This window comes from Kitasatospora sp. NPDC085895, assembly GCF_040702125.1.
GTDB lineage: Bacteria > Actinomycetota > Actinomycetes > Streptomycetales > Streptomycetaceae > Kitasatospora > Kitasatospora arboriphila.
Map to the genome: position 1 here is coordinate 57787 of NZ_JBFBJY010000033.1, position 26769 is coordinate 84555.

Consider the following 26769-nt stretch of genomic DNA (forward strand, 5'->3'; position numbering starts at 1 on the left):
CGTGGTGGCCGGAGGCCTGGGCGCCGACGAGTGCGGGGGCTCGGGTGCAGGACAGCCGCGGTACGGCACGCGGGCCGGTGTTCAGCCGACCCGACCGGTGCGGCCGTGGCGGGCGTAGCGGCCCGGAGGGATGCCGAGGACGCGCTTGAAGTGGCGGGTGAGGTGGGACTGGTCGTAGAAGCCCGCGGCGGTGGCGACCTCACCGGGTGGGCGGCCGGAGAGCAGCAGTCGGCGGGCGAGGTCGACGCGGCGGGACATCACGTACTGATGGGGTGCGATGGCGAACGCGGCGCTGAACGCCCGCACCAGGTGGGCGGGGTGTGCGTGGAGCAGGGTGGCGGCGCGGTCCAGGGTGAGGTGGTCGAGCAGGTGCGCGTCGAGGAGGTCGCGCAGGTCATGGGCGACTCCGCGGGCCGGCGGGCCGGCGGTGACGGCCGAACCGGGGCGCAGGTGCTGGCGCAGGCGCTCGCCGATCAGGGCGAGCCGGCTCTCGGCCTCGAGTTCGTCGCCGGCGTCGGCGAGGGCGGTGTGCAGTTGGCCGACGCGTCTGCGCAGCACGGGGTCGGTGAGGTCGGGGCCGTCGACGGCGGGGCCGATGAACCGTGCGTCGAGCTGCGTCGTGTCGAGGTAGAGCACCCGTTTGCGGAAGCCGTGGGCGGTGGCCGGTGAGCCGTTGTGCGGGACCTGCGGCGGGAGCAGGCTGACGGTGTCGTCCGGGGTGCCGCGTTCGTGGCGGTCGAGGTCGTAGCGGACGGCGCCGTCGTCGACGATCAGCACCGTCCAGGCGTCGTGGACGTGCATGGGGTACGCGTGGTCGGTGAAGTGGGCGTGGAGGACCTCGACGACGCCCGGGACGGCCGGGCGCCAGGCAGCGACCTCCTGTTTCGGCGGCATGCAAAGAACGTACAAGACGGAGCGGCCGGGCGGCCGGCAGTCTCGTGGCATGAGAACCGACCAGACCGTCGCCCCGGCCGCGACCGCAACGGCGGGGCCGGCCGCCGGGGGCGCACCCGTCCGCTTCGACACGAAGATCGCCGTCCTGCTGCGCGAGGACCTCGAACCGTGGCAGCGGTTGAACGTGACCGCCTTCCTGGTGAGCGGGCTCGGCACGGTCTCGCCCGAGGTGGTGGGCGAGCCCTACGCGGATGCCGACGGCGTCGCCTACCTGCCGATGTTCCGCCAGCCGGTGCTGGTCTTCGAGGGGACGAAGGAGCTGATGGCCGCCGCGCACGGGCGTGCGCTGTCGCGTTCGCTGCCCAGTGCGGTGTTCACCTCCGACCTGTTCGCCACCGGGAACGACCGGGACAACCGGGCCGCGGTGCGGGCCGTGGCCACCGACCGGCTCGACCTGGTCGGACTGGCCGTCCACGGGCCGCGGAACGCCGTGGACAAGGTCCTCAAGGGCGCCCGCATGCACCCCTGACGGGCGGGTCGGGCGCGGCGGCGGTCCCGGCCGGCCGCGTGCCCTCCCCCGGCCTCCGGCGGCGGCCGGTGCGGCGTCGGTCGTCGCCGGCCGCCGCTTGATCCGTGACCGGGCGTCAGCGAGGATGCGGAGTCGGCCGATAGCGGGGGGAGGCATCGTGGGTCTGGGAACGGTGGCGGTGACGGGTGCCGCGGGGACCATCGGGTCCGTCGTGCGCGAGGTGCTTCGGCGCGAGGCGGGGCGGGTGGTCCTGGTCGACCGGGTGCCGCTGCGGCCCGAGGCCGGCAACGAGGAGGCGCACTGCGTCGACCTGCGGGACGCGGCGGCCGTGGAGTCCGCGCTCGCGGGCGCCGACCGGGTGCTGCACCTGGCCGGGATCCCGGACGAGGCGCCGCTCGCGGACCTCCTCGACGTCAACGTGCTCGGCACCCACAACGTTCTGGAGGCGGCACGGCGCCTGGGCATCGAGAGGGTGGTGCTGGCGGGCAGCAACCGGGTGACCGGTTTCCATCCCGTCGGCCGTCGAACGGGGCCGGACGAGCCCGTCCGCCCGGACGGTCTGTACGGGGTGAGCAAGGCGGCGGTCGAGGCGCTCGGGCGGCTGTACGCCGACAAGTTCGGCCTGTCCGTGATCTGCCTGCGCATCGGCAGTTTCGAGCCCGCGCCCACGGAGGCCCGTCACCTGGCGACCTGGCTGAGCCCGCGCGACGCCGTGGGCTACGTACGGGCCGCGCTGACCGCACCGGCCGCCACCCGCTTCGCCACCGTGTACGCGGTCTCCGCCAACGCCCGCCGTTTCTGGGAGCTCCCCGACCCGGCGGTCCTGGACTACACGCCCGTCGACGACGCCGAAGCGTACGCCGCCGGCATTCCGGGGGCGGACCTTCCGGTGGACCCGGCGGCGCCCCAGGGCGGCGTCTACGCCTCGCCCGGGTTCACGCTCCCCCACCTGGGGCGCTGACCGCACTGCCGTAGGCCGACCACCGTGGGCGGCTCACCGGGCGCCGAGGCGGCGGCCGAGCTCCTGGAGGTAGTCGTCGCCGTAGGCGTCCGCGACGTCGGCGAGGTCGATCATCGGCGGGAGGTCGGCCGTGGGCTGCCGTTCGGCGAGGAACACGGCGGTCTCCGCCACGATGCGCTCCTCGTCGGTGGGGGCCAGGTGCAACTGGTCCACGGTCGACTCGCTGGCCCGGATGCGGGAGAGGACCGCGTCGTCCGCGGTGGGGAAGCGCACGAGGTACTCGTGATCGCCGAGTGGTTCGATCCCGATGTCCGCGATCATGGTTCTGTCCCTCTCCTTCTCCGAACCGGTCCGTCGTCGCAGCACGGCACCCGTCCCCGCACGGCGCTTGCCCCGGGCCTGCGGACCCGCGGACACCGTAGTCCCGGCGCCGGCACTCCGCCCGCCGAACCACCCGGGCGTGGCGCCGATCGGCCGTCCCGTCCCCCGAACGGCCCCTCCCGGGCCATCGGCCGACGCGATCGGATCGGTCCGGCGGGCCTTCGGCGAGGACGAGGAGCAGCCGATCGGCCTACGGGAGGGGTGGCACCCACCGGGTCCGGCCGCCCGTGGCGACGGCATTTCCCCGGCCCGCCCGGGTGCGGGCCGGCCGGGGATTGGGGGCTCAGGCGGTGGGCAGGCCGGCGTAGGCGCGCAGCTCCGTCCGGTCGGCGGGGATGTCCCAGCCGCGCAGGATCTGCAGGAAGTTGCCCCAGCACCAGGTGTCGTCGCCGAGCGAGGCCAGGGTGGTCACCAGGCGCTGCTGGCCGTGGTCCAGCTCGGCGAAGGGCGGCAGGTCGGCGTGCGAGGAGCCACCGAAGGCCAGGCGGAGGGCGGCGGCGGTGACGGGGAAGGCGGCCGGCCCGGATGCCCGAGCGAGCCCGGTGGTCACGGCGTCGAGGGCTTCGGCCGGGTAGCGGTCGGCGACCTGGGTGAGGGCGAGGGCGGCGTACCCGTTCAGGTCACCGTCCTGGAACGGGACCGCGAGCTCCTCGCCGTCCGGTTCCTCGGCCTCGACGGCGGCGAGTTCGGCGAGCACCTCCGCGTCGACGGCGGCCTCGGCACCGGTGCTGCCGAGCCGGGCCAGGCCGATCGCGGCACCCCAGCGCACCACCGGCTCGTCGGCGGCGAGGAAGGGCCGCAGCCGTTCCACGGTGGCCGCGTCGCCGAGCAGTCCGGCCGCGATCAGCGCGGTGGCGGCGACCGCGGGGACCTGCTCGCGGTCGGCGAGGTCCAGCAGCTGCGGCAGGACGGCCGCGGCCTGCTCGGGGAACCAGGCCAGCACGTGGCAGGTCGAGGCCCGGACGGCGGGTTCCTCGTCGGACAGCAGCGCGGCCAGCGCGGGCACCTCCCGCGCGACGGCGTCGTAGGCCGCCAGTTCGGCCTCGTACGCGCCGAGGTGGCGGTCGTAGTCGAAGGTCCTGCGCTGGAACTCGCGGACCCGGCGCTCGCCGTCGTCGGCGGCCCGCGCGACCCAGTCGTCGTACTCGGCCGTCGTCGCGGCCGCGCCCTTGGCCCGCAGGTCCTCGACCCCGCGCCGCCACGCCGCGACCGCCACCCCGTCGGGGAGGTGCGCCTCGTCGTAGCCGATCGCCAGGCCCGACATCAGCTCCAGGGCCTGGGCCCGGCCGCGCCGGGAACGGTCCGCGGCCATGCGGGCCAGGAAGGGCACCGCGAAGGCCGAGGCCTGGTAGCGGCTGCCCTGGTGGAAGATGTTGCCGTACAGGGCGTGCAGGGCGCGGCCGCGATCGTCCCGGCCCTCGCCGCACAGGGCGCGGAGCTGGTCGGGGACGTCGCCCGCCGGCCCGTAGGCGTGTTCCAGGGACGCCCAGTCGATGTCGTCCAGTCCTGCGAACACGCTGTCGTTGTTCTCGCTCGTCACGGGTGAGAACCTCTCACACCGCACTGACACGCCGTTCCGCCCGCGGGTCTCCCCCGCGGGCGGTGCGACCGCTGCCGTCAGGGGGTGGCGTACCGGGTCACCTCGATCAGCCGGCACGAGGTCTTGCCGGCGGCCGTGGAGGTGCCCTGCGCCTTCTGGACGCTCTTCTGGTTGGGGGCGAGGCCGTTGGTCGCGGCCATGCCCTCCCCGATGCGGGTGCCGGCGCCGTCGAGGAACTCGACCTGCACCATGTAGTTCGACGCCTTCGAGCTGTGGTTGGTGATGGTGAGCTCGGCGGACGGCCAGTGCAGGGTCGAGTCCACCGAGCACTTGGTGATCTCGACGTCCTTCGCCTTGTCACCGTCACCGGCCGGGGCGGGCGCAGCGGCGTCGCCGGCGGCGGGCGGTGCGGCCGCGGACGGCGCGCCGGCGGCGGGCTGGGCGGGAACGGCTGCGGCGGTGGACTTCTGGGTGCTGCTGTCGGCCGGGGGCTCGCAGGCGACGGCGCCGGTGAGCAGACAGGCGGCGGCCAGGACGAGGGTGATGGGGCGCATGGGGTCCTCTGTGGAATGAGCGGTGAGGGCCAGAACGTATCGATGTACCGGTCGGTAGAACGACGGGTTCCTGTTCCGTGATGTCCACGAGACCGGTTGGTGACGGTCCGTCAGATCCGGTCATTCTCGATCACTGGTTGACAGGTCAATCGGATGGCCCGAGCGGAGTCGCTGAAACGGCAGGGGCGAGCACAGCGGACAGTCACGAAAAGGGCGTTCTGCTACTCGTCGTAGCCGGTCCCGGGCTGAGTGGCGTCACCCTACGGGCTGCGGGACCATGGCAGTTGGGGGTGTCGGAGCAGCGTGGAGGAACCGATGGAGCTCCGGAACGATTTCACGGACGATCAGAACAAGGTGATCGACGAGGTCACCGCGGAGCTGGAGGAACTGATTCTCGATCAGGTCCGGACGGCCCATGCAGCGGCGCGGGAGAAACTGGCGGCCGCCGGAGTCCATGTCGATCCTGAAGGCCGTTACTGCCACAATTGCCTGAATTCAGGGCACCCTTGCGACAGCTACGTCCCGGGCTTCATGGGGCAGTGCAAGAGGTACAGCTGCCATCACAGCGAGGCCGTCCACAATCATCCACGCTAAGGGGTGTCCCGTAATCGACCGTTGAGATGGCCGGAACGAGGTGGGCTGATCGCCGGTGGGTCGGGCTATGCGGCCTGGAGAAGGTTGTGGAGGCGGGCGATGCCGAGCATGGCGTGGTGGACGCCGTCGCCCTTGAGCCGGCCAGAGCGCAGCGTCCACTCCCTCCCCGTCCGCGACGATCCGTCGAGCCGGTGCGGCTCTTCTCGATAGCAACCCGCCTCAGGCCTTGACGGACGGGATCTGACGTCGTGCCATGAGAGGACACACCGCGACGGGGGGGATGACACGATGGCGGCAGAGGGACATGACGGACCCAGTGGCGAGCCCGAGAGTCACGATGAGGTCCCGCAGAGCAGCGCTCCGAAAAACTCACTTGGCAAAGACTTCGCCCATGTGGCTTGGATCGTCCTGGCTCTCCTCGTCTTCGGGCTGATCATGACCGCGGCATCCGGCGCCGGCGATTGCTCTCCTCACTGCGACGGCAACACGGGACCCTTGTGGCACTGATCACCGAGCTGCCCGCGAACCTGGCCACCACCGCGCTGGTCGCCACCACCGGTTCGCTGCTGCGGCGCCGTCGCCGGGGCCTTGCGGTCGACGATGCGGTCGGCAGCCGACTTCGACACTCCGGACAGCGGCGCCAACTGCCGCAGCGGAGGTTGGCCCGCCAGTATGCGGCGGCGAGCTGGCTCCCGGAGCAGTGATCACGGCTGGGATGATCTCGCCATGGCTGGTGTGATCACGGCGTCGGAATCGTCCTGGATAACCCCGTTCACCGGGCTGAGCCCGCGCGCCTTCCGCAAGCTGATGACGGCGCTCTGCCGAGAGGGCGCTGACACCGTGCGGCCGGGCCGGCCCTGGAGTCTTCCGCTGGAGGACCGGGTCCTGCTGGTCGCGGCCTGCTGGCGGACCAACCTGTCACCGCGGCAGCTCGCGCCGCTGTTCGGCGTGTCCGAGTCGGCGGCCGACCGCATCATCGACCACGTCGGCCCGCTGTTGGCGCTCAGGCCCCGGCGGCGGTTCCGCAAGGACACCGTGCTGATCGTCGACGGCACCCTGGTCCCCACCCGCGACCACACCATCGCGGAGAAGTCGAAGAACTACAGGTACTCCACCAACCACCAGGTGGTCATCGACGCCCACACCCGGCTGGTCGTCGCTGTCGGCAAGCCCCTGCCGGGCAACCGGAACGACTGCAGGGCATGGGAGGAGTCCGGCGCCAAAGCGGCCGTCGGCCGGACAACCACGATCGCCGACGGTGGCTACCCGGGGACCGGCCTGGTCATCCCGCACCGACGCTCCAAGGGCGGCGAACTCACCGAGTGGCAGGCCGAGCACAACCGTGAACACAAGCAGGTCCGAGCCCGCGTCGAGCACGTATTCGCCCGGATGAAGACCTGGAAGATCCTGCGGGACTGCCGCCTCAAGGGCGACGGCGTCCACCACGCCGTGCTCGGCATCGCCCGTCTGCACAACCTGATCCAGGCCGCATGAGCCATCACACTCGCGGTCGACCGGCCGCGCCTCGAACCACTAAAGATCAATTACGGGACACCCCTTAGGAGCCCGGCACGGACCGCCTCGGCGGCCCTGCGGTGCGATCCCCCGCCGCAGGGCCGCCGCCCGGTCAGCGCTTGGTGATGGTGATGTGACGGATGTTCACGGGCAGGTTCGGGAAGCCGTCGCCGGGGCTGTTCTGGTCGTCCTCGCCGCCCGCGGCGATCTTCTGCAGGATGTCGAGGCCCGCGGTGACCTGGCCGAACGGCGTGTAGTTGGGCGAGAGCTTGGTGTCCTTCCAGACGAAGAAGAACTGGCTGCCGTTGGTGTTCGGGCCGGCGTTGGCCATGGCGACCGTACCGGCCGGGTAGGTGGCGCCCTCCAGGTTCTCGTCCGGGAACGAGTAGCCGGGGCCGCCGCTGCCGGTGCCGGTCGGGTCTCCGCACTGCAGGACGAAGATGCGCTGTGTGGTGAGCCGGTGGCAGTGGCTGCGGTCGAAGTAGTCGTGCTCGGCCAGGAAGCGGAACGAGAAGGTGGTGCACGGGGCCTTGTCGGTCAGCGCCTTGAAGGTGATGGCGCCCTGACTGGTCCGCAGTGTCGCGCTGTAGGGCTTGGCGGCCTTCTTGGCGTCGAAGACGGGGATGCCCTTGAAGTTGTCGGCCGGGACCGCCGGCGTGTAGCTGCAGGCGGTGGCCGCCGTCGGGGTCGCGGCGGCCGGCAGGGCGACCGCCGCGGTGCTGGACAGGGCCATCGGCAGGGTGATCAGGGCGGTGAACAGGGCCCAGGTCTTGCGCTTCACGTGGCAGCCTTCCGGGTGGAGTTGGCGCGGACCCGTCATTCATGCCCGCCCGGACGGCACCCATGCACCGTCCTGGTGTGCACCCACGACCTTGGGTACGCGCCGTGGTCCTCAGGAGGCCGGCGGGGTCCGGTCGGCGGGCAGGCCGGACCGGGTGAGGACGGTGGCGAGGCTGTAGTGGTCTTCGTCGGCGACGATCCGGCCGTGGGTGTCGAGGTCGAGGTGGGTGGTCATCGGCACGGCGAAGGCCTCGGGCGCGGCCTTGAGGTGGCCGGCGTAGACCGCCTCGACGGTGATGCGGCTGCCGTGGCGGCGGGTGGTGCGGACGGTGACGTGCAGGTCGGCGATCAGTCCGTCCGCGCGGGCCTTCCAGCCGGAGATCTCCTGGCGGCCGCGGAAGGTGATGCCCACCGCGAGGTCGGTGTAGGTGCCGTCGACGGTGAACAGGGCGCGCCGAGTGCCCGCGGGTCGGTGCCGTTCCAGGCGCAGGCCCAGGCGGTGACGATCCTCGACAGGTGCCCTTCGGTGCCCTGCGCGGCAGCGGCGGTGGTCGCGGCGGTGGTCGCGGCGGTGGTCGCGGTGGTGGCGGCGGTGCCGAGGGCTGCGGCGGCGACCAGCGCGGCCGCGGCACGGGAGGCGCGGGCGGGACGCGCGGGACGGGACATCGTGGTGGCTCCTTCGGGTGAGGGCTGGCGGGGTGGGGCCGCGGCGGTGCGGGTGTCGGCACCGCCGCGGCCGACGGGCTACAGGGGGCGGGGCTGCGGTCAGCCCCGGGCGGCGGCGCCCCGGGCGGTGTCTGGGGGTGGTCGGGGATCCAGGAGCCGTGGATGCCGGCGGTCACCCGCCGGGGCAGGTGGACGGTGGCGACCGGGTCGAGCCGGAGGCGTCGAGGACGAGGAGCTGGGAGGCGTCCTGCTTGAGGTCGGAGACGACCGTGAGCAGGTGGCCGTCGTCCTCGCTGGTGGCCCCGGCGGGGACGAACACGGCCTCACCGGGCAGCCGGGCGTCGCCGACCGCGTGGATGCGGCGGGCGCCGGTGGTGCGGTCGTACTTGACGACTCCGTAGCTGCCGAAGCCCTTCTCGTCGGGGAAGGAGACGGCGTACTGGTAGCGGTTCTCGCGGCCGAGGTACTGCTCGTTGAGGGTCGGGAACTCCACCGCGAGGTCGTCCACGATCTGCTCGTCGACGGTGCCGGCGGCCGGGTCGATCCCCCAGCGGCGGGTGCAGGACCGGGCGTTGGGCTCGGCGCCGCGTCCGGGCGCGCCGATCCACCAGTTCCAGGAGAGCCGGAAGCCCTCGCGGTCGACGGTGGGGCCCTCCAGGACGATTCGGCCGCGGCCGTCCTCGTAGGCGTTGGCGACGTGCAGCATGTTGCCCGGTTCGACGGAGTACCAGCGGATCTGCCCGGCGCCGTCGCGGCCGCGCGGCATGACGCCGATCCGGGCGGGCTGCCGGTCGCTCCAGCCGTAGGGGATGCCGGAGTGCTCGCTCGGGTCGAAGGTGACGTTGCCCTTCATGAAGACCACGTGCCGGCGGGTGACGGCGAAGTCGCGCTTGAGGGAGGCGGTCGTTCCCGGGATCTCGGCGCTGTGGACGAGCTCGCCCTTGGCGTCGGCGACGTGGTACGTCAGGTAGGGCGGGAAGGGCGAGGACCCGAAGAAGTGGAGCTCCCCGGTGACCGGGTCCTCCTTTGGGGTGCGCGGTCATCGCGCCGCACTGCTTGCCCTCGAAGTCGAAGGCGCCGACGGTGTCCAGCTCGGGGGTGAGCTCGAACGGCAGGTTCGACTCGCAGAGGGCGAGCAGCCGGCCACCGTGTTCGATGACGTGGGTGCCGGCGGTGCTGGCGGTCAGGTCGGGGCCGTTCTCGGTCATGTAGGGGGCGCCGTCGAGGGCGGGGGTGTGCACCCAGTGTGACCGAAAGCGATGGTTGGCGGTTGAAGCTGATAGTTGGCGGCACAGGCGTCCCAGCACGAAGCGTGGCCGCGACTTTCCTGGATAGCTGACACCCGGTCGCGGTGGTTGACACCAGGGGCTGGGGCGCGGGGCAGGCGGAGCGCTCAGTCTCCCCGTGCCTTCTCGGCGGTAACGGCCCAGCGCTCGTGGTCCCTCCACTCGCCGTTGATGAACTGGAAGGCGGCTGAGTAGCCCTCGCGCTGGAAGCCCAGGCGTTTGACGAGGTTCAGCGAGGAGGTGTTGTCCGGCTGGATGTTCGCCTCCAGCCTGTGCAGTTCCAGCTGGTCGAAGGCGAGCTGGATCACGAGCCCCAGCCCTTCGGTCATGTATCCATAGCCTGTCGTGGAGGCGTAAGCGGTGTACCCCAGAGTTCCGCTCTGGAGCGCGCCCCGGACGATGTTGTTGATATTGACGCCACCCACGATCTCGCCGGTGCTGCGAAGGCAGATCACGAAGCCCTCATGGGTGGGCTGTTCGAACCGCTCAAGGTAGCTCTCGAACGCTTCCGCCGTGTTCTCACGAGCGCCCAGCCAGCGGCGAAGCATCTCGGCGCTCTCCTGAGCCAGCGCTGTGAGCTCCGCGTAATCCTGAAGGCAGACGTGGCGTACGGCTACTCGCGGCCCCTGCAGGAGGTAACTGGCGCTTGTCATCCGGGAATCCTATGCAGCCTCCTCCGTTCTCGTTTCGTTGAGTTACGGTCAGTTCCGAAGACTTGCCTCCCGAGACGGGCCGCTGGTGCTGCTGGGCGTGCGTGAGCACGGCAGCGCAGGCGAAGATCCCGTCGACTTCGAGTCATTTGGACGGGTTGATCACCCCCTACGGCGGGGATACGGCGGTCCGGGTACGGCTACGGCTCGGGGACGACTGGCTGCGGCGGTGGAGTACAACGTGGCGGGCGGGTGCGGGCGAGGTCTGCTGGCCGGTACGGGATATGGCCCACGTGCCGGTGCTGTCGTCCAAACCGCTGCGCGGGTTCTCCCGGCAGGCCAAGCAGCGGCACCGCCCGGGCCTGGAGAAGATGACGTCGACGGGGGTCTGTCCAATGAACGGCTCTGGCGCACATTCGGTGGTGACGCGTGGTGACTATCGCTACTTACCGCGATCTGACCAGCTCAAAACGGAAGTCGGCGGGCTGTTCCCTGGGTGCGTCGACGGCAGGGGCAGCGCCCCTGGGCGGACACCAAAGCAGGCTCTACCAGGCACAATTCCCCAGGACTCTCTGTCACCACCGGATACGCGCCAGAGCCGTTCTTTTTACAGACCCCGGGGTGACGCCGGGCTTGGGGTTGTGGCCGTTGCGGAGCAGTCGGCCGGTCAGCTCGGGGGCAGGGTGCCCTCGACGGTGAGCGCGGTGGCGGTGATCTCGTCGGCGACGGGGGCGTAGTGGCCGGTCAGGTACGGCTTGTCGGTGGTCATGACGGGATCTCTCCTTCGATGGGTGGGTGGTGGTGTGCCGAACGGGCGCCGGGCCTCGGGGACGGCACGGCGGTGGTGTGGCCGGCTCGCCGGGCCGGTCAGGCCTCGGGGAGCAGCGGGGTCGGGGCTGCCGCGGCCGGTTCGGGTGCTCCGGACGTGCGGCGGGTGAGGAACGCGGCGAGCAGGGCGGTGGCGGCCAGGACGGCGGCCGAGGCGGTGAAGGCGGCCCGGTAGCCGGCGGTGAGCGCCTCCGCGTGCGGCTGCTGCGTGGCGGCGTTGGCGGTGACGGAGCCGGCGAGGCCGGCCAGTGCGGCGAGGCCGATCGCACCGCCGACCTGGCGGGTGGTGTTGACCAGTCCGCCTGCCAGGCCGGCGTCCTGGGCCGGGAGGCCGTCCACGGCGAACGCGGTGAGTTGGACGAAGGCGGCGCTGAGGCCGAGTCCGACCAGGATGCTCGGACCGAGGACGTCGGCCAGATAGCTGCCGTCGGCGCCGATCCGCGACAGCCGGAGCAGGCCTGCGGCCTCGGTGAGCAGGGCGGCGACCGCGGTCGCGCTGACGCCGATCCGCCGGGTGACCCTCGGGGCGAGTGCGGAGCCGAGCATGTTGGCGGCGGCGAGCGGGAGTTGGCCGACGTCGGTGGCCAGCGGGCCGGAGCCGAGGACGAGTTGCTGGTAGAGCGGCAGGAAGAAGTACAGGGCGATCCACACCGAGCCGAGCAGGCCATCAGCAGGTTGCCCGCGGCGACCCGGCCGGTGGCCAGCAGTCTCGGTGGGATCAGGGCGTTGGGGCGGCGGAGTTCGACCGCGGCGAAGGCCGCGAGCAGGACGGCGGCTGCGGCGAGGGCGCCGAGCACTCGGCCGTCCGCCCAGTCGGCGCCTCGGACCGCGGTCAGCCCCCAGACCAGGGAGGTCAGGGCGGCGGTGACGGTGACGGTGCCCAGCAGGTCGGACCTCCCGGCCCGGAGGCCGGTGCTCGCGGGGACGAGGACGACCGCGGCGGCGAGGACGAGCACCGTGCCGAGCCCGACGCAGTGGAAGATCCACGGCCAGCCCCGGGCCCGGGTGAGCGCTCCGCCGAGCAGGACTCCGCCCGCCCCTCCCGCGCCGGAGACGGCGCCCCACACCCCGAGGACGCGGCCGCGTCCGGGTCCGGGTCCGGGCGGGTGGGTGTCCAGGGCGAGGGTGAGTGCGGCGGGGGCGATGGCGGCGGCGCCGATGCCCTGGAGGGCGCGGGTCGCGATCAGGACCGCCGGCGAGCCGGCCGGTCCCGCGGCCGGCGAGGCGACGGCGAAGAGGGCGAGGCCGGCGATCAGCACCCGGCGGTGGCCCAGGAGGTAGCCGGCCCGGCCGCCGGCCAGCAGCGCGGCGAACGCCAGGCCGTAGGCGTTGACCACCCAGGTGGTGCCGCCCTCCGACAGGCCGACGCCGGTGCGGATCTGCGGCAGGGCGACGTTCACGATCGAGGCGGCGAGCATGACGGTGAACTGCGCCGCGGCGAGCACCGCGAGGACGGCCGCGGGCCTGCGGGTGGGCGGCATCCGCCCCTGGGGTGTTCCGTCCGGCTGTGTGCGGGGGAGGTTCATGCCGCACAGCGTGCTGCCGGGCGGTGTCCACTCTCCAGGTCCGGCAGGAGCGGGGACCGTCCACTCCTGTCCGGACCTGTCCACCCGCCGGACGCCGTGGTGCCGGCGGGTGACGGCGGGTGACGTGCGGGGTCAGCCGGCCAGGCTGCCGACCACCTTGGTCGGGCTGATGCGCAGGACGACCCGCAGGACCTCGGCGGGCAGGTCGAGGTACTCCTGGCCGGCGCCGGGGCCTTCGTACTGTTCGGCGAGGGCGGCCGCGAGGGCGCGGCCGGTGTCCTCGGTGACGGTGGTGAGCCCGCGGATCTCGACGTACCGGTCCGGGTCGGCGGGGTCGTACACGGTGAGGCTGGCGCGGGGGTCGCGGCGCAGGTTGCGTTCCTTGCGGCGGCCGGCCGCGGTGGAGACGAGCAGGTCGTCGCCGTCGCGGCCGACCCAGACCACGGAGGTCTGCGGGGCCCCGTCGGGGTTGAGGGTGGCGAGGACGGCGGGGATCGGCGCGTCGATCAGCGCCCGGACGGATTCGTTCAGCTGGGTCGTCATTCGGGCGAGGCTACCTGGCGCCCGGTCAGGTCCCCGTAGGGGTGGGGTCAGCCGCGGGTGAAGGTCCCGAGGCCGTCGTGGTCGAACTGCTCGACCACCACCGAGGTCGCCCGCCCGTCGGGGCCGACGGTGAAGGTGACCCCGGAGAGGCCGACGGCGTTCTCCCCGCGCGTCTGGAAGCTGAACACGTCGCCGTCGTAGTGCTGGAGCGGGAACTGCAGGTTGTCCGGTCCGAGGCTCATGACCAGCTTGCCGTCCCGCGAGGTGACGGTCATCGGCCCGAAGTACCCGTTGGTGTAGGTGCCGAGGTAGGCGGAGTCCGGCTTGGCCGGGGCGGCGCCGGCCGGGGGCTTGGTGTAGTCGGTCGGCGAGACCTGGCCTCCGGCGGCGGCGGGCACGACCCTGCCCATGAAGCCCAGCCAGTCGACCGTCTCGTGGCCCTCCTGGGCGACGTCGAAGAACTCCTCGGCCACCGCCTCCGGGACGCCGATCGGCTGGCCGTTGGTCAGCACGACGATCCCGAGCTGCTCGGAGGGCAGCAGGGTCACCACGGTCGCCGCGCCCAGGTCGAAGGCACCGGAGTGGTTCAGCCGCAGTCGGCCGCGGGAGTCGTAGGTGACGTTCCAGCCGAGGCCGTAGAAGCCGGCGTTGCCCGCGGGGGCGTGCGGCGGGTTGGAGACGACGTGCGGCAGCCGGGTCTCGTTCAGCGCCGCGGCGTCGACGACCTGCCGGCCCTCGAACGATCCGTCGGCGAGTTGCAGCCGCATCCACCGGGTGAGGTCCTGCGCGGTGGAGCTGACCCCGCCGGCGGGGGCCTGCGGGTCCGGGTTCTGGGTGGTGCTGACCTGCCAGCCGGAGTCCGTCCGCACGTGCGGTGCCGCCTTGTTCGCGGCGCTGTCGTAGGCGGAGCGCAGCGAGCTGGTGGAGTTCATCCCGAGCGGCTTGTAGACGACGTCCGCCGCGAGGTCCTCCCAGGCGACCCCCTTGGCCTTGGCGACGGCGACGGCCGCCTCGGTCAGGCCGTAGTTGGTGTAGGCGTAGCTGGCCCGGAACGGTGCGAGCTGGTGGTCGCGCAGGTGCTGCAGGATGTAGTCGCGCTGGTAGCCGAGGTCCTCCAGCAGGTCGCCGGCGTGGTCGGGCAGTCCGCTGCGGTGGGAGAAGAGGTCGGCGATCGTCACGTGGCTGCTCACCCACGGGTCGGCCAGCGCGAAGCCGGGGTCGTGGGCGGCGATCGGGTCGTCCCACTTCACGGTCTTCTGCCCGACCGCTCCGGAGACCACGGTCGAGCCGATCGGCTTGGAGAGCGAGGCGAGCTGGAAGACGGTGTCCGGGTCGACCGTCTCCGGTGAGCCGAGGCGGCGGACTCCGTAGCCCTTCAGGTGGACGACCTTGTCCTTGTGCACGATGGCGACGGCCGCGCCCGGCACGCCCGTCCTCGCCATCGCGTTCTGCACGTAGCCGTCGATCTGCGCCACCGCGGCGGAGACCTGCTGGTCCGTCAGCTGGGGTGGCGGCTGCGGCGGGGGTGCGGTCGCCGGGGCGGACGAGGGGCTGGGTGCGGGTGCGACCACCGGGCCGTTCGCCGGCCCGGCGGTGCAGCCCGCGAGGAGCACTCCGGCCAGCAGCGGCACGGCCGCGCGCGACCCGGGCCCGGTGCCCGTCCGGCCACCGTGACGAACCATCGACCACTCCCCTCGTCCGGGCGGCGCGGCCCCGGTGCGGCGGCGCCACCACGCGAGTATTGGTCGGCGCGGGGCCGCCCCGGGTGCCGCCGCGCGCCGGGGTGCGCGCAATCCACCCGTCCAGCGGCGGCGGGCGGCGGCTCAGTAGTGCGGGTCGGACAGGTGGACGCCGAGGCTCTCCAGGCCGGACAGGAAGACCTCCACGCCGACCGCCGCCAGCAGCAGGCCGAGCAGCCGGGACAGCACTTCCAGCACGGTTCCGTGGGTGCGTTGCAGCAGCGGCGCGAGCAGCAGGACGCACACGCAGTCGATGGCGATCACCAGGACGTACATGCCGGCGACGGTCGTCCGCCAGCCCCAGGTGTTCTCGTCGAGCGAACCGAGCAGCTCCGCCGTCACGGCGAGCGGGCTGACGATGTACGGGAGCAGCAGCTCCCGGACCCCTTCGAACATCGGGTGGAGCGAGTCCTCGTCCTCCTCCTCGCCCTCGCCGAGGTGGATGCCCATGACGAGGGCGACGGCGTAGATGAAGAAGATCACCCCGCCGGCGAGTTGCAGGGACTGGTCCGAGACGTGGAAGAACGAGGTCAGGACCTCGGCCGTGTAGGCCATCAGGATGCCGACCGCCGCCGCCAGCACCGAGCTGACCATCGTCAGGCGGCGCATCTGCCCGATCGTGCGGGTGCGGCTCAGCCGGGCGAACGCGATCAGCACCTTCTGCGGGCCGATGACCGCGAAGAAGGTCACGAAGGCGGTGACGGTGGTCAGGTCGCGCATCCCCTCATCATCGGGGGCGCCTGCCCGCCGCCCGGCACGACGCGCCTGGCACGTCGGCCGGGCGGCGCACCGGCCGGCGGGGGGTCAGGCCGGGTCCGCCACCGGGGCCGCGGGCTCGGTCCGGGTCTGCGGCCCGGTTGCGGACGGCACGGTTGCGGGCGGGACGGTGCGGGGGCGGCCCAGGTGGTTGAAGAGCAGGTTGAGGGTGACCGCCAGCAGGCAGCCCGCGGAGATGCCGGAGTGCAGCACGGTGCCGATCTGCTCCGGGAAGGCGTGGTAGAAGCCGGGGTAGGCGATCGGGAAGATGCCGAAGGCGAGGCTGACCGCGACGATGATCGCGTTGGAGCCGACGTTCAGGTTCGCCGCGCCGAGGGTGCGCAGGCCCGCCACCGCGACCGACCCGAACAGCACCACGCCCGCTCCGCCGAGCACCGGCTGCGGCACCAGCGAGACCAGCCCGCCGACGACCGGCAGCAGGCCCATCACCACGAGGAGGATCCCGGCCAGGGCGACCACGAAGCGGCTGCGGATCCTGGTGAGCGCGACCAGTCCGATGTTCTGGGCGAAGGCCGAACAGATGAAGCCGTTGAACACGCCGCCGAGGGCCGTCGCGATGCCGTCCGCCCGCAGGCCGCCGGAGATCGTGCGGTCGTCGGCGGGCTTCTCCACGATCTCGCCCAGCGCGATCATGTCGGCGGTGGACTCGGTCATCGAGACCACCATCACGACCAGCATCGAGACGATCGCCGCGGCCTCGAACCGGGGCGCGCCGAAGGCGAACGGGTGCGGCAGCTCGACGAGCGGCAGGCCAGCGAGCGCATGGGCGTCCACCTTGCCGAACGGGATCGCCACCAGGGTTCCGACGAGCAGGCCGAGGAGGATCGCGATCCGCTGGAAGAAGCCGCGCAGGAAGCGGTGGAACAGCAGCACGGACACCAGGGTGACGGCGGCGAGGCCCAGGTTGCCGAGCGAGCCGTAGTCCCGCGCCGCGGCGTTGCCGCCCTGGGCCCAGTTCCCGGCGACCGGGAGCAGCGAGACGCCGATCAGGGTGATCACCGTGCCGCTGACCACCGGGGGGAAGAACCTGACCAGCCGGCAGAAGACGGGGGCCAGCAGGAAGCAGAAGAGTCCGGCGACCAGTGTGGAGCCGAAGATCAGCGGCAGCGCCGCGTCCTTCTTCGCCTCGATGACGGCGAGGATCGGCGAGACGGTGGCGAAGGAGACGCCGTTCACGAAGGGGAGCCGTGAGCCGATCCGCCAGAAGCCCAGGGTCTGCAGCAGGGTGGCGATGCCGGCGATGAACAGGCTGGCGGCGAGCAGGGTCGTCAGCCGGGCCGGGGTCAGGCCGGCCGCCGCGCCGATGATCAGCGGCGGTGCGGCGACCCCGGCGTACATGCTGGCGACGTGCTGGAGGGCGACCGTCGCCATCCGTCCGGGCGGCAGCAGTTCGTCGACGGGGTGCGGCGGGGTTGCGGGCTTCACGGGCGCTTCGCGACGTCCCATGTACGGTCCTCCACATCCGAGGTGGCTTCGGGCCCGGGGACGGCGGCCGGAACGGGACACGGCGACGTCGGGACGACCCTGGCGGACGGCGGTGCCGTCGCCCACCTGCCGGTGCCCGCGGCGAACAGGCCCGACCCATGAACAGATCCGCGATGCGGAACACGGGTTCCGCCATTCGGTTCCACAGAATGTAGAAAGCTCGCCCCCGTTGGTCAATGGCTCCGACCCGATTGCTCCGCCCCGGAGCAGCGCCTGTCGCTTCCTCCAGGCCGCCCCTCCCCCACCGCCGCCTCGACGCCAGCCGGGCGCACCAGCCGAAATGACCCGCCGAGTGCGGCGCGCGTCGACGGTCCGTACGGCGGGGCGGGCGGTCAGCCCGACCGGGCGGCCCGGAGCGAGTCGAGCATGACGGCCTCGGTGCTGCGGAGGTACTCCTCGGCCGCCCGTTCGGCGCGGCCCTCCTCGCCGTCGGCGACCGCGCGGACGACCGGGGCCAGCCGGTCGGCGGCTTCGGCCGGGTCCTCGAACGGCGCGCGCAGGGCGCCGCGGACGGGGAGGTAGGCGTTGAACAGCGTGTTGGTGAGCAGCAGGTAGACCCGGTTGCCGGTGGCGCGCGCCAGCTCGCGGTGCACCTCGATGTCGGCGAGCTGGGCGGCGTCGCCGTCCGGTGCGTCCCGGACGGCCTGGAGGAGTTCGCCGAGGCGTCGGGCGTGCCGGGCGGTGCGGCGGGCGGCCGCACCGCGGGCGACGACGGCGCCGATGTGGCGGCGGACCTCGAACACCTCGGTGAGCCAGCCGGGGTCGTGCGCGGCGAGCATCGGCAGGAGGTCGGCGCCGCCCTCGTGGAGGAAGTCGCGGATCCGGGTGCCGATGCCGTGCCGGGTGCTGATCAGTCCGGCCTGTTCGAGGCGGGACAGGGCGTGCTTGAGGGTGGTGCGGGTGACGCCGTAGCCGGCGGCGAGGTCCCGCTCGGGCGGCAGCAGGGCGCCGGGCAGGTGGATGCCGTTCAGGATGTCCTGGCGCAGTCGGTGGGCCAGCAGGTCGACCACGGAGCGGCGTTGGATGGTCTCGGGCGGCACCGGCATCGGTCTCCTCGCTCCTGGGCTGCCGTGGCCGGGTGGCCCGGCCTCCGGTCGGGAGTCAATCCGGTGGCGGACGGACCGTCAAGGCCTCCACGGCCGGGCCGTCGACCGCACCTCACCGGCCGCCCACCTCGGCGTGCGCGGTTCCGGCCAGGGTCCAGGACGTCTGCGGGCGCCAACGGCCCCACCAGCGTTCGAGCACGATCTCGGCGTCGGCGGCCTCGCTGTTGCGGCACACCGCGCGACTGCCGTCCGGGTCGGTGTACTCCAGGGCCAGGGTGCGTTCTTCCGGCTGGGTGACCGTGACGCGGACCCGGCGCAGCAGGGTCCGGCCGGTGACCGTCCAGGTCGGCAGACCGAGGCGCGCCCTGAACCGGCCCGCGCCGGCCCAGCCGACGGCCGGGCGCAGCGCGGTCCGCGGCCAGGTGCGGCCGCGGTGGCGGAGCCTGAGGAAGACCAGGGGCGGCAACCGGTCGAGCACGGGCTTCCGGGACACGGCGGCGACGATCTCGAGGACGTCGCCGTGGCCGAGGTCGGCGTGCAGCCAGGCCCAGCGTTCGGCGTTGCCGTGGCCGTGGATCCGGGCGGTGGCCCCGGGGGCGCCGTCCAGGTGGAGCACACCGCCGGGGTGGTCGATCGTGCCGGTGTAGCGGGAGGCGGCGGCCGGCAGCATCTGGGCGGCGGGGAGCCCGCCGTGGTCCCAGGCCCAGCGGGGGAAGGTGTAAAGGGGTTCGCCCGCCGGGTGCTCGGTCAGGTCCCAGGTGTACGGGCCGGCGGTGCCGCGCAGGTGGCGCGCGCCCGTGTCGGCCGCTGCTGCGGAGGCGGAGGCGGCCTCGGCGTCGGACGCGGCGTCGGCGTCGGACGCGGCGTCGGACGCGGTGGAGAACGGTCGGCGGGGCGGCCAGGGTTCGGGGCCGAACCTGACGTGTTCCACCGGTCCTTCGGGCGGGAATAGGGCGATCCAGCCGTGCACCCGGGCGGGCGAGCCGTCGGTGGGGGCGACCAGTTCGTGGTGCAGCCAGACGCCCGTCCGGGTGGTCGGGTCGGTGAGCGTGGTGTACCAGACCTCGGTGCGGCCCGGCCTGCCGTCCCAGCGCGGCGCCCACGGCCGGTCCGCTTCGCGGGATCCCATGCCCGTCCCCCTTGCCGTCGCACGTCCGCCGTCAGTGGCTCAGCCACCGAACCACTCGGCTGACCGCCCGTCAACGGTGCGGTGCAACGACGGCGCGGGTGGCACTCGGACCGCCACGGAGTGCAGTGGATGAGTCACCGTCACACCTCTTGTACTCGCCGGTAGTCGTGCCGCATCCTCGTCCGTGCCGGCCCCGAGGCGCCCCTGGCCCGACCGTCCGGGCGCCCTCCGGCGACGGCTCCTCGCGCGACACCCCCGTCCTGCTCCGGTTCCAGGAGGTCCTGTGTCCCGTCCACGTCTGCGTACCGTGCTGCTCTCCGCCGCCCTCGCGTTGGGGGCGGCCACCACCACCGTCCCGGCGGCCACCGCCGCACCCCTCTCCCGTCCGGGTCCGTTCACCGAACCCGGCTTCGCCGCGGGCTGTCCGTGGCACCGCTACGGCGAGGGCGAGCAGCCGCCGTGGTGGCTGGCGTTCGCGGATCCGCTGTGCGTGGAGTACAGCAAGCGCGACATCACCGTGGACGACGGCGGCGCGCTGCGCTTCCTGCTCGCCGAGCCCGCGCGGGTCGCGGCCTCGCTGCTGACCTGCCACTACTACCAGCGGGACCACTGGAGCGTGCAGTCCACCACCGGCGCGGTGCCGTGGGTGGCCTGGGACGGCCAGTACTGGTGGGACAGGACCGGTCGCCGCGCCGGCGTCCGGCTGGCGGACTTCCGGATCGACGGCGTCCGGGTCGGCGTCGGCGACGCGGTCGCGGCCCTGCGGCCCCGGTTCCCCGACCTGGCGGACGCGCTCGCGGCCTACGGCAGCGCCTCCGGGGAGAGCGGTCTGACTACCGAGCTGCCGTTCGACCTGCGCTGCGCCCTGGGCGGGTGAACCGGTGCCGCTCCTGGACCGCCGCGGCCTGCTCAAGGCCCTCGCCGCCGCCACCGCCGTCCTCGCCGCCGGCCCGCCGTCCCCGGCGTCGGCCGGGGCCGCCACCCCGGGGACCTGGACCGTGCAGAGCCTGGAGGCGTTCGCCGACACCCTCGTCCCCGGGCAGCGCCGACACCCGGGGGACCTGCCGATCGCGGGCGCGGTGACCGGACCGGGCGCGGTCCAGGCCGGGGCCGTCCAGGTCCTCGTCTCGCCCGACCTGCCGCTCGGCCCGTGGCTGCCGGAGATCGCCGCCCTGCTGGACGCCCGCGCGCTGGCGCGGGCCGCCGCCCACCTGCTGTGGCTGCCGCCCGGGTGGCCACCCTTCGTCGGCCTGCCGTTCGACCACCGGACGGCCCTGGTCACCGGCCTGTTCGAGCCGGGCGAGGTGGACCGGCCGGTCTGGCAGGTCCTCGCCCTGCTGGTCGGCCTCGCCTTCGACACCGCCGCCCATCAGCACACCACCACCGCGATCGCCACCGGTCATCCGGGGCTCGCCTGGATCGGCTTCCCGCCACCGGACGCGGACGGCCTGTGGCGCTTCCCCGCGCACTCCTACGCCCGGCCGCTGGCCGACCTCCATCCGCGCACCACGGCCTCGGGGAGCCCGGCATGAGCGCACGGACCACCGACGTGCTGGTGATCGGCTCGGGCTTCGGCGGCGCGATACCCGCCTACCACCTCGCGGCCGGCGGCGCCCGCGTCACCGTCCTGGAGCGCGGACCCCGCCTGGCCGCCGGGGACTTCACCCACGACCTGCGGCTCGGCAGCTACACCAGGATCGTGGACGTCATCAAGGGCGACGGAATCTCGGTGGTGGCCGGCAACTGCGTCGGCGGCGGCAGCGTGGTGTACTTCGCCGCCTCCCTGCGCGCCCCGTCCTTCGTCTTCGAACGCCGGGGCGGTCTGCGGCGGCGCATCTGGCCGGCCGCGCTGACCCGCGCCGCACTCGACCCCTGGTACGACCGGGTCGAGCAGTCCCTGCCGGTCACCCGCCTGGACTGGGACTCCATCTCGTACGCCGGCGGCGTCCTCGCCGCGGCCTGCCACCGGGCCGGGCGCACCTGCAACCCGGTGCCGGTCGCCGTCGACACCGCACGCTGCACGGACTGCAACTGGATGCTCTCGGGCTGCCGCTTCGACGCCAAACGCTCCATGCTGCTGAACTACCTGCCCGCGGCCGAGGCCCACGGCGCCGAGGTGCGACCGCTGCACGAGGTGCAGGCCGTCGTCCCGTCCTGGATCGACGGCCACCGGTACGCCGTGACGTACACGGTGCTGGACCCCTCCGACTACGGCTGCACCGCCGAGATCGGCACCGTCCACGCCAAGGTGGTGGTCCTCGCGGCCGGCGCGGTCGGCACCCCGGTCGTCCTGCAGCGCTCCGCCCCCGCCCTCGGCGGCATCCCCCCGGCCGTCGGCCGGTACTTCTCCGGCAACGGCGACCGGGTCTCGGTCGCCGAGATGGACGAGACCAAGGTGCGCGACCTGCTGGGCCTCGCCCGTCCGGACGGATCCGCGTACGCCGCGCTGCCGATCGGCAAGCCCATCACCACCGCGAGCTTCGACCACCTCGACGGCTCCGCCCCCGAGTTCAGCCGGTTCACGCTCCAGCAGATCTACTTCCCGCCGATCACCAACACGCTCGCCCGGGCCGCCCTCGGCCCGGGGTGGTTCGGCACCGGGAAGCGGCAGTTGCGCCGCTCGTGGCGGTCCTGGCTGACGGTGCTCGCCATGACCGAGGACGACAACGAGGGGACCTTCGGCCCACCGCCGCCCACCGGCGGCTTCGTCCGCCTCGCCCCCGGCCTCGGACTCGGCACGATGGCCTTCTCGCCCACCGCCGGCACCAGAGCCGGCTGGAGCGCCGCCGACGCCGAACTGCACGCCGTCCTGGAGCGGGACGGGCTGGCGACCGTCCACCCCTGGACCGAACAGGTCGGGGGCTCGGTCACCGCCCATCCGCTGGGATCGTGCCGGATCGGCGACGACCCCGCCACCTCTGCCCTCACCGACCAGCACGAACTGCGCGGGCATCCGGGGCTGTTCGTCACCGACGGCGCAGCCGTCCCCACCTCACTGACCGTCAACCCGTCCCTGACCATCGCCGCGCTCGCCGAACGCGCCGTCCCCGCCATCGTCTCCCGCGCCCGCCAGGCCGGGGTTCCCGTCACCTACGGCGCACCGCCGCCCTGATCCCCGCGGCGCGGCCCCGCCCCGGTCAGGGGGCGGGGCTGGCCGTGGCCGCCGGGGTGTCGCAGGTACCGGGCGCGGCATCGTGGTGCCCCGCCAGCCAGAAGCCGACGAGGAGGCCCGCGACGGCCAGGACGCGGTGCCGGTTCTGCTTCCACCAGGACGGCGATCCGGCGGCCATGAAGCGCAGCTGGGTGTACTCCGGATGCACCTGGGGCGGTGCGTCCCTGAAGAGTCCCATCAGGTCAACTCCTCTCCCTTGAGGGGGATTCACGACCATACGCCTCATCCGTCCTCGATTGCCGCGATTTTTCGGACCCGTGCCGGGCCGTCAGCCGTTGTTGCCCACCCGCAGGATCTGGGCGGCCGCCCGGCCCGCGGCCTCGGCTCCGTGGCCCGCGCCCTCGACCTCGACCGCCACGGCGAGGTCGCCGCGGTAGGCGATGAACCAGCTGTTGGGGTTCTTGCCGTCGACCTCGGCGGTGCCGGTCTTGGCGCCGACCTGCCCGCCGATGCCGGCCATCGGGGTGCGGGCGGTTCCCTCGCGGACGGTCTTGGCCATCATCGCCCGCAGGTCGCTTGCCACGCCGGCGGGCAACCGGCCGGGGGCGGTGGCCCGGTCGGCGACGCCGTCGACCACGACCGGCTGGCGGAAGGTGCCGCTCTGCACGGTCGCCGCCACGGAGGCCATCAGCAGGGTGTTCATCCGGACACTGCCCTGGCCGATGTACTCGGCGGCCTGCTCGTCCCGGTTGCCCGGGGCGGGGATCCTGGCGTCGAAGCTGAGCAGGCCGGTGTGCCACTCCAGACCGAGGCCGAACTGCTCGGATGCGACCTTGGCCAGTGTGCCGGGCTGGAGCTTGGCCAGGCCCTGCTCGATGAAGGCGGTGTTGCACGAGTGCGCGAAGTCGTCGGCCAGGGTATAGCCGAGGTGGTCACCGCGCTCGTCGTTGTGCCATACCCTCGGGGAGGTGGCGGTGTCCCGGCACGGCGCGGGGCTGTCCGGGCGGAGGCCCGCCTCCAGCAGCGCGGCGCCGGTCACCACCTTCATCGTGGAGCCGGGCGCGATCCCGCCCCCGAGGGCGCGGTTGAAGGCGCCCGCCGGGGCGCTGGCCATGGCCAGGACGTGGCCGGTGCTCGGTTCGACGGCCACCACCGACCCGGCCCCGCCACCGCCGGTCTGCTCCTTCAGCGCGGCGTCCGCCGCCCGCTGGAGCTCCGCGTCGAGGGTCACCTTGAACTCGGCAGCACCGGGGTCGGTGAGGGCGAACAACTGCTCCGCGGGCTGCGCGGAACCGCGGACGAGCACCACCGCCCGGCCCGGCGTGCCGGTGCCGGCCCCGCCGGTCTTCACACCCGCCAGCATCGCCTTGACCGGTGAGGACTCGTCGAAGGGCTTGCCGTTCCGGTCGACCAGCCGGCCGGGCAGGGCGTCCACCGTCCGGACGTCGATCGACCCGCCGGCCGCCAGGCTCGGGTGGATCACGCCCGGCTCCCAGTGCACCGCGGTCCGTCCTTCGTCGGTACGCACCACGCCCAGGCTGCCGTCGTACTCCCAGGCACGGTCGACCCCGTCGAACCGCAGCCGGGCGTGGAAGCCGACGGCCGTCCGGCCCGGCTGCCCCGCCGGGGCGGCGGCGGCGCCGGTCGGGGTGAGGGTGAACTCCTCGGGGTTCAGGGTCCGCTGGAACGTGGCCAGGGCACCGGTGGCGAGGTCCTGGCGGTCGGTCAGCGCGGCGGCGGCCGCGAAGTCCTGCTTGGCCCAGGCGTCGAGGAAGCCCTTGGCGGCGGTCTCGGCCTCCTGGGCGGTCGGCGCCCGGGTGGCCGTCGCCGCCGCGGGCTGCACGGGCTGCGCCCCACCCCCGCCGGAGCCGCCCCGGATGGCGTTCGCGACGTTGTACGCGCCCACCCCGCCGACCGCCAGCATGCCCCCGCAGACGACCGCGACGCCGATCCGGACCGCCCGGCGCCGCCTGGTCGCCGCTTCCGCCGGCGCCTCCTCCGCCCCGTGCTCGTCGTCCGCGAACCCGGCTTCCTCGTACCGGTCGTCGTCGAACTCGATCATCCCCGCCCCCTCGTGAACATCATGGCGCTGGAGATCATCCGCCCTCGAACGGCCGTGGCGCAATGAGTATCCGTACTCAGACGGGCGGGGCGGGGCGGCCGCGGGGACGCACCCGGCCGGCTAGGGCTTGTCTGACGATTCGCGTCGGCGCGCGCGGCGGGAATCGTCAGACAAGCCCTAGCCGGCGGCCACGACCTGACCCGCCGTCACCAGCGGCGGGTTCGGAAGGAGCGAGGCGAGGTTGTCGCGGACGAAGTCCGCCGCCCGGGTGACCGACTCCTCGGCGCCGGCCCGGTCCTCGAAGACGCTGGTGGAGACCATCACTCCGTCCCCGCCGTCGATCCAGTAGTAGGCCACGAAGCCCGGCACCTGGCGGAGCAGGGGCACGAAGCCCTCGGCGACCAGCCGGCCCGCCTCGGCGGGATCGGTCACGCCCTCGTACCGCCGTACTGCTGCGTACACGTTGCTCTCCTTCGTCCGTCCCTCGGTGCTCCGGTCCGGAACGACATACCCCCACCGGACCTCCCGCGCTCGCGAGAGGTCCGGAAGGCACTCGGACAGCCCCGTCCTCCATGCCGGCCGCCGGGGCGGACCGCGCCCGGGGTCAGGCGCGGCAGCGCAGCATCTCGAGCGGCGGGTGGGCGAGCAGGTCGGCCCAGAAGTCCTCGCCGTACGCGCGGATGCCGGCCTCGGAGATCCGCAGCGGTACCCACTCCACCGCGCCGAACCCGGCCGCCCGCAGGCACTCCTCGTAGACCTCGCGGCGCGGGGCCGTGGTGACGATGCTGATCGGCTGCGGTTCGAGGAGGGCGGTGACCCGCACCTGCGGGCCGGTCCCGGTCTCCTCGCCGGTCGGCTCGCAGCGGAAGCCGTAGGTCTCCAGGCTGCCGCAGTCGAACCCGTAGTCGGGCTTCTGCGCGAGGACGAAGAACTCCCCGCCCGGCACCAGGCTCCGGTGGATGTTGCGGCACATCCGCTCCATCGCCTCGACGGACCCGGCGTAGTTCAGGCACTGCACTCCCAGCGCGAGGTCGAACCGCTGCTCGAAGGACCGCAGCTCGGCCACGTCGCCGACCTCGTACCGCACGTCCAGCGGCTCGCGCCGCTCGATGTCCCGCGCGGCGGCGACCATCTCGACGGAGATGTCGACGCCGAGCACCTCCGCGGCGCCGCGCCGCTTGAACTCCCGGCTGTAGAAGCCGGTGCCGCAGGCCAGGTCGAGCACGGACCTGCCCTTCACCTCCCCCACCATGCCGAGGAAGCTCGGCACCTCCCCGTAGCGCATCAGCGGCAGGGACTTGAACCCTTCGAACGCCTCGCCGATCCCGTCGTACTGCTGCACCGTCATGTGCGGCCCCCTCTGCGCGTCGTCCGGTCCGCGGTGCCCCGCGGAGGTGCGGGGCCCGCGGGGTCGCGGCCGTGGCAGAGAGTCTCCTCCGCACCCGTCCGACCGCCGTACTGGCAGATGGCACAAAGAAGTCGGCGTGGCGGTCGGGGTCTCTACGAGGCCGGTCCAGTGGCGGCGCCGTCGACGAGGGCGTCCTCCAGTGCCTGGATGTCGATCTTCTGCATCTGCAGCATCGCGCGCATCGCCCGCTGTGACCTGTCCGGGTCGGGGTCGGCGAGCAGTTCCATCAGCCGGCGGGGGGTGATCTGCCAGGAGAGGCCGTAGCGGTCCTTCAACCAGCCGCAGTCGCTCTCCTGTCCGCCGCCGGCGGTGAGGGCGTCCCACAGCCGGTCGACCTCCGCCTGGTCGTCGCAGTTCACCTGGAGCGAGATCGCCTCGGTGAACGGGAAGACCGGGCCGCCGTTGAGGGCGAGGTAGCGCTGCCCGGCGAGTTCGAAGGACACGGTCATCACCGAGCCCGCCGCACCCGGTCCCGCCTCGCCGTAGCGCTGCACGTCGACGATCCGGGAGTCCGGGAACAGCGAGGTGTAGAACTGCGCCGCCTCCTCGGCCTGGTGGTCGAACCACAGGAACGTCGTGATCTTCTGCTCCGGCACTGCGTCCTCCCGTTGTTCCGGTCCCGCACGACGGTAGGCCGCGGGGCCCGCCCGCGCACCGGGGCACGCCGTGCCGCGCACGGATCACCCGTCGGCGCGGAGATCTCGCGGCTGCCGGGGCCGTCCGGGCGGAACGGGCCGGGCCCCGGCCCGCCACGCACGTGGCGG

27 protein-coding genes and 4 pseudogenes are annotated in these 26769 nt (G+C 73.2%); 7 read left to right on the top strand and 24 right to left on the bottom strand.

The window, feature by feature from the left end; all coding sequences use genetic code 11:
* Positions 1 to 81: 81 nt before the first annotated feature.
* Entirely contained in the window at positions 82 to 894 is an 813-nt protein-coding gene (locus AB0442_RS21230) for an AraC family transcriptional regulator (protein WP_366164480.1), read from the bottom strand.
* Positions 895 to 943: 49 nt separating this feature from the next.
* Between AB0442_RS21230 and AB0442_RS21235 the strand changes: the two genes are divergently transcribed.
* Together AB0442_RS21235 and AB0442_RS21240 are read left to right on the top strand one after the other, a co-directional pair.
* Positions 944 to 1423, top strand: coding sequence for a DUF2000 domain-containing protein (locus AB0442_RS21235; RefSeq protein ID WP_366164481.1), 480 nt, complete (start codon positions 944 to 946; stop codon positions 1421 to 1423).
* Positions 1424 to 1634: 211 nt separating this feature from the next.
* On the top strand, positions 1635 to 2384 hold the full coding sequence (locus AB0442_RS21240; RefSeq protein ID WP_366164482.1) for an NAD(P)-dependent oxidoreductase: 750 nt from the start codon (positions 1635 to 1637) through the stop codon (positions 2382 to 2384).
* Between the two features lie 33 nt (positions 2385 to 2417).
* Here AB0442_RS21240 and AB0442_RS21245 read toward each other — a convergent pair whose 3' ends face one another.
* The 3 genes from AB0442_RS21245 to AB0442_RS21255 form a co-directional block, all read right to left on the bottom strand.
* Complete coding sequence (locus AB0442_RS21245; RefSeq protein WP_366164483.1) at positions 2418 to 2705, bottom strand: hypothetical protein; 288 nt, start codon at positions 2703 to 2705, stop codon at positions 2418 to 2420.
* A 343-nt stretch (positions 2706 to 3048) separates the two neighbouring features.
* On the bottom strand, positions 3049 to 4305 hold the full coding sequence (locus AB0442_RS21250) for a HEAT repeat domain-containing protein (RefSeq protein ID WP_366164484.1): 1257 nt from the start codon (positions 4303 to 4305) through the stop codon (positions 3049 to 3051).
* Between the two features lie 77 nt (positions 4306 to 4382).
* Positions 4383 to 4859 carry an FxLYD domain-containing protein gene (locus AB0442_RS21255; RefSeq protein ID WP_366164485.1) on the bottom strand — a complete coding sequence of 159 codons (477 nt, stop codon included), beginning with the start codon at positions 4857 to 4859 and terminating at the stop codon, positions 4383 to 4385.
* 315 nt (positions 4860 to 5174) lie between these two features.
* On the opposite strand from AB0442_RS21255, the gene AB0442_RS21260 reads away from it, so the two are divergent.
* Positions 5175 to 5453: a hypothetical protein gene (locus AB0442_RS21260; RefSeq protein WP_366164486.1), complete on the top strand. Its 279-nt coding sequence runs from the start codon at positions 5175 to 5177 to the stop codon at positions 5451 to 5453.
* 65 nt (positions 5454 to 5518) lie between these two features.
* Here the strand turns inward: AB0442_RS21260 and AB0442_RS21265 are convergent.
* Positions 5519 to 5605 (bottom strand): annotated as a pseudogene (locus tag AB0442_RS21265) (IS5/IS1182 family transposase); the annotation flags it as partial.
* Between the two features lie 441 nt (positions 5606 to 6046).
* Positions 6047 to 6144 (bottom strand): annotated as a pseudogene (locus AB0442_RS21270) (IS5/IS1182 family transposase); the annotation flags it as partial.
* Between the two features lie 35 nt (positions 6145 to 6179).
* Here AB0442_RS21270 and AB0442_RS21275 point away from each other — a divergent pair.
* Positions 6180 to 6947, top strand: a complete 768-nt coding sequence (locus AB0442_RS21275; protein ID WP_366164487.1) for a transposase — start codon at positions 6180 to 6182, stop codon at positions 6945 to 6947.
* A 133-nt stretch (positions 6948 to 7080) separates the two neighbouring features.
* Here the strand turns inward: AB0442_RS21275 and AB0442_RS21280 are convergent, their stop codons facing one another.
* The 13 genes and pseudogenes from AB0442_RS21280 to AB0442_RS21340 all read right to left on the bottom strand — a co-directional run bounded on the left by AB0442_RS21280 (position 7081) and on the right by AB0442_RS21340 (position 19423).
* Complete coding sequence (locus AB0442_RS21280; RefSeq protein WP_366164488.1) at positions 7081 to 7749, bottom strand: peptidylprolyl isomerase; 669 nt, start codon at positions 7747 to 7749, stop codon at positions 7081 to 7083.
* A 111-nt stretch (positions 7750 to 7860) separates the two neighbouring features.
* Positions 7861 to 8160 carry a hypothetical protein gene (locus tag AB0442_RS21285; RefSeq protein WP_366164489.1) on the bottom strand — a complete coding sequence of 100 codons (300 nt, stop codon included), beginning with the start codon at positions 8158 to 8160 and terminating at the stop codon, positions 7861 to 7863.
* Positions 8161 to 8586: 426 nt separating this feature from the next.
* On the bottom strand, positions 8587 to 9381 hold the full coding sequence (locus tag AB0442_RS21290; RefSeq protein WP_366164508.1) for a carotenoid oxygenase family protein: 795 nt from the start codon (positions 9379 to 9381) through the stop codon (positions 8587 to 8589).
* A 67-nt stretch (positions 9382 to 9448) separates the two neighbouring features.
* Positions 9449 to 9622 (bottom strand): annotated as a pseudogene (locus AB0442_RS21295) (carotenoid oxygenase family protein); the annotation flags it as partial.
* Between the two features lie 185 nt (positions 9623 to 9807).
* The gene (locus AB0442_RS21300) at positions 9808 to 10353 is read right to left on the bottom strand and encodes a GNAT family protein (RefSeq protein WP_366164490.1); all 546 of its coding nucleotides are present in this window, start codon (positions 10351 to 10353) and stop codon (positions 9808 to 9810) included.
* A gap of 864 nt (positions 10354 to 11217) precedes the next feature.
* Positions 11218 to 11829 (bottom strand): MFS transporter, encoded by a 612-nt coding sequence (locus AB0442_RS21305; RefSeq protein ID WP_366164491.1) that lies wholly within the window; start codon positions 11827 to 11829, stop codon positions 11218 to 11220.
* 167 nt (positions 11830 to 11996) lie between these two features.
* Positions 11997 to 12704 (bottom strand): annotated as a pseudogene (locus AB0442_RS21310) (MFS transporter); the annotation flags it as partial.
* Between the two features lie 132 nt (positions 12705 to 12836).
* Complete coding sequence (locus tag AB0442_RS21315; RefSeq protein WP_366164492.1) at positions 12837 to 13247, bottom strand: PPOX class F420-dependent oxidoreductase; 411 nt, start codon at positions 13245 to 13247, stop codon at positions 12837 to 12839.
* A 47-nt stretch (positions 13248 to 13294) separates the two neighbouring features.
* On the bottom strand, positions 13295 to 14929 hold the full coding sequence (locus AB0442_RS21320) for a serine hydrolase (RefSeq protein WP_366164493.1): 1635 nt from the start codon (positions 14927 to 14929) through the stop codon (positions 13295 to 13297).
* 141 nt (positions 14930 to 15070) lie between these two features.
* The gene (locus tag AB0442_RS21325) at positions 15071 to 15706 is read right to left on the bottom strand and encodes a MarC family protein (protein ID WP_366164494.1); all 636 of its coding nucleotides are present in this window, start codon (positions 15704 to 15706) and stop codon (positions 15071 to 15073) included.
* Between the two features lie 84 nt (positions 15707 to 15790).
* Entirely contained in the window at positions 15791 to 17209 is a 1419-nt protein-coding gene (locus AB0442_RS21330) for a nucleobase:cation symporter-2 family protein (RefSeq protein WP_366164495.1), read from the bottom strand.
* 371 nt (positions 17210 to 17580) lie between these two features.
* Positions 17581 to 18294, bottom strand: coding sequence for a GntR family transcriptional regulator (locus AB0442_RS21335; RefSeq protein WP_366164496.1), 714 nt, complete (start codon positions 18292 to 18294; stop codon positions 17581 to 17583).
* Positions 18295 to 18406: 112 nt separating this feature from the next.
* Positions 18407 to 19423, bottom strand: coding sequence for a hypothetical protein (locus AB0442_RS21340; protein WP_366164497.1), 1017 nt, complete (start codon positions 19421 to 19423; stop codon positions 18407 to 18409).
* 283 nt (positions 19424 to 19706) lie between these two features.
* Here AB0442_RS21340 and AB0442_RS21345 point away from each other — a divergent pair, with 283 nt between their 5' ends.
* From AB0442_RS21345 to AB0442_RS21355, 3 genes are read left to right on the top strand one after another with little or no spacing between them, the layout of a single operon-like run.
* Complete coding sequence (locus tag AB0442_RS21345; RefSeq protein ID WP_366164498.1) at positions 19707 to 20300, top strand: hypothetical protein; 594 nt, start codon at positions 19707 to 19709, stop codon at positions 20298 to 20300.
* A 4-nt stretch (positions 20301 to 20304) separates the two neighbouring features.
* Positions 20305 to 20955, top strand: a complete 651-nt coding sequence (locus AB0442_RS21350; RefSeq protein ID WP_366164499.1) for a DUF5987 family protein — start codon at positions 20305 to 20307, stop codon at positions 20953 to 20955.
* Complete coding sequence (locus tag AB0442_RS21355; RefSeq protein WP_366164500.1) at positions 20952 to 22535, top strand: GMC family oxidoreductase; 1584 nt, start codon at positions 20952 to 20954, stop codon at positions 22533 to 22535. The genes AB0442_RS21350 and AB0442_RS21355 overlap by 4 nt, the downstream gene beginning before the upstream one ends.
* Before the next feature lie 25 nt (positions 22536 to 22560).
* Here the strand turns inward: AB0442_RS21355 and AB0442_RS21360 are convergent, their stop codons facing one another.
* The 5 genes from AB0442_RS21360 to AB0442_RS21380 all read right to left on the bottom strand — a co-directional run bounded on the left by AB0442_RS21360 (position 22561) and on the right by AB0442_RS21380 (position 26601).
* Complete coding sequence (locus tag AB0442_RS21360; protein WP_363548548.1) at positions 22561 to 22773, bottom strand: hypothetical protein; 213 nt, start codon at positions 22771 to 22773, stop codon at positions 22561 to 22563.
* Between the two features lie 90 nt (positions 22774 to 22863).
* A complete protein-coding gene (locus AB0442_RS21365) occupies positions 22864 to 24597 on the bottom strand; it encodes a penicillin-binding transpeptidase domain-containing protein (RefSeq protein ID WP_366164501.1) in 1734 nt (577 codons plus the stop codon).
* A 177-nt stretch (positions 24598 to 24774) separates the two neighbouring features.
* Positions 24775 to 25059, bottom strand: coding sequence for a hypothetical protein (locus AB0442_RS21370; RefSeq protein ID WP_366164502.1), 285 nt, complete (start codon positions 25057 to 25059; stop codon positions 24775 to 24777).
* Between the two features lie 142 nt (positions 25060 to 25201).
* Entirely contained in the window at positions 25202 to 25945 is a 744-nt protein-coding gene (locus AB0442_RS21375) for a class I SAM-dependent methyltransferase (RefSeq protein WP_366164503.1), read from the bottom strand.
* A 152-nt stretch (positions 25946 to 26097) separates the two neighbouring features.
* Positions 26098 to 26601, bottom strand: a complete 504-nt coding sequence (locus AB0442_RS21380) for a VOC family protein (protein WP_366164504.1) — start codon at positions 26599 to 26601, stop codon at positions 26098 to 26100.
* Positions 26602 to 26769 lie beyond the last annotated feature (168 nt).

Excerpts from the sequence above, each read along its gene's own strand:
- AB0442_RS21320 (WP_366164493.1), bottom strand. The coding sequence starts at position 14,929 with ATGGTTCGTCACGGTGGCCGGACGGGCACCGGGCCCGGGTCGCGCGCG.
- AB0442_RS21340 (WP_366164497.1), bottom strand. The coding sequence starts at position 19,423 with ATGGGATCCCGCGAAGCGGACCGGCCGTGGGCGCCGCGCTGGGACGGC.
- AB0442_RS21260 (WP_366164486.1), top strand. The coding sequence starts at position 5,175 with ATGGAGCTCCGGAACGATTTCACGGACGATCAGAACAAGGTGATCGAC.
- AB0442_RS21315 (WP_366164492.1), bottom strand. The coding sequence starts at position 13,247 with ATGACGACCCAGCTGAACGAATCCGTCCGGGCGCTGATCGACGCGCCG.
- AB0442_RS21365 (WP_366164501.1), bottom strand. The coding sequence starts at position 24,597 with ATGATCGAGTTCGACGACGACCGGTACGAGGAAGCCGGGTTCGCGGAC.
- AB0442_RS21275 (WP_366164487.1), top strand. The coding sequence starts at position 6,180 with ATGGCTGGTGTGATCACGGCGTCGGAATCGTCCTGGATAACCCCGTTC.
- AB0442_RS21325 (WP_366164494.1), bottom strand. The coding sequence starts at position 15,706 with ATGCGCGACCTGACCACCGTCACCGCCTTCGTGACCTTCTTCGCGGTC.
- AB0442_RS21235 (WP_366164481.1), top strand. The coding sequence starts at position 944 with ATGAGAACCGACCAGACCGTCGCCCCGGCCGCGACCGCAACGGCGGGG.
- AB0442_RS21375 (WP_366164503.1), bottom strand. The coding sequence starts at position 25,945 with ATGACGGTGCAGCAGTACGACGGGATCGGCGAGGCGTTCGAAGGGTTC.
- AB0442_RS21355 (WP_366164500.1), top strand. The coding sequence starts at position 20,952 with ATGAGCGCACGGACCACCGACGTGCTGGTGATCGGCTCGGGCTTCGGC.
- AB0442_RS21230 (WP_366164480.1), bottom strand. The coding sequence starts at position 894 with ATGCCGCCGAAACAGGAGGTCGCTGCCTGGCGCCCGGCCGTCCCGGGC.
- AB0442_RS21360 (WP_363548548.1), bottom strand. The coding sequence starts at position 22,773 with ATGGGACTCTTCAGGGACGCACCGCCCCAGGTGCATCCGGAGTACACC.
- AB0442_RS21300 (WP_366164490.1), bottom strand. The coding sequence starts at position 10,353 with ATGACAAGCGCCAGTTACCTCCTGCAGGGGCCGCGAGTAGCCGTACGC.
- AB0442_RS21245 (WP_366164483.1), bottom strand. The coding sequence starts at position 2,705 with ATGATCGCGGACATCGGGATCGAACCACTCGGCGATCACGAGTACCTC.
- AB0442_RS21330 (WP_366164495.1), bottom strand. The coding sequence starts at position 17,209 with ATGGGACGTCGCGAAGCGCCCGTGAAGCCCGCAACCCCGCCGCACCCC.
- AB0442_RS21335 (WP_366164496.1), bottom strand. The coding sequence starts at position 18,294 with ATGCCGGTGCCGCCCGAGACCATCCAACGCCGCTCCGTGGTCGACCTG.
- AB0442_RS21255 (WP_366164485.1), bottom strand. The coding sequence starts at position 4,859 with ATGCGCCCCATCACCCTCGTCCTGGCCGCCGCCTGTCTGCTCACCGGC.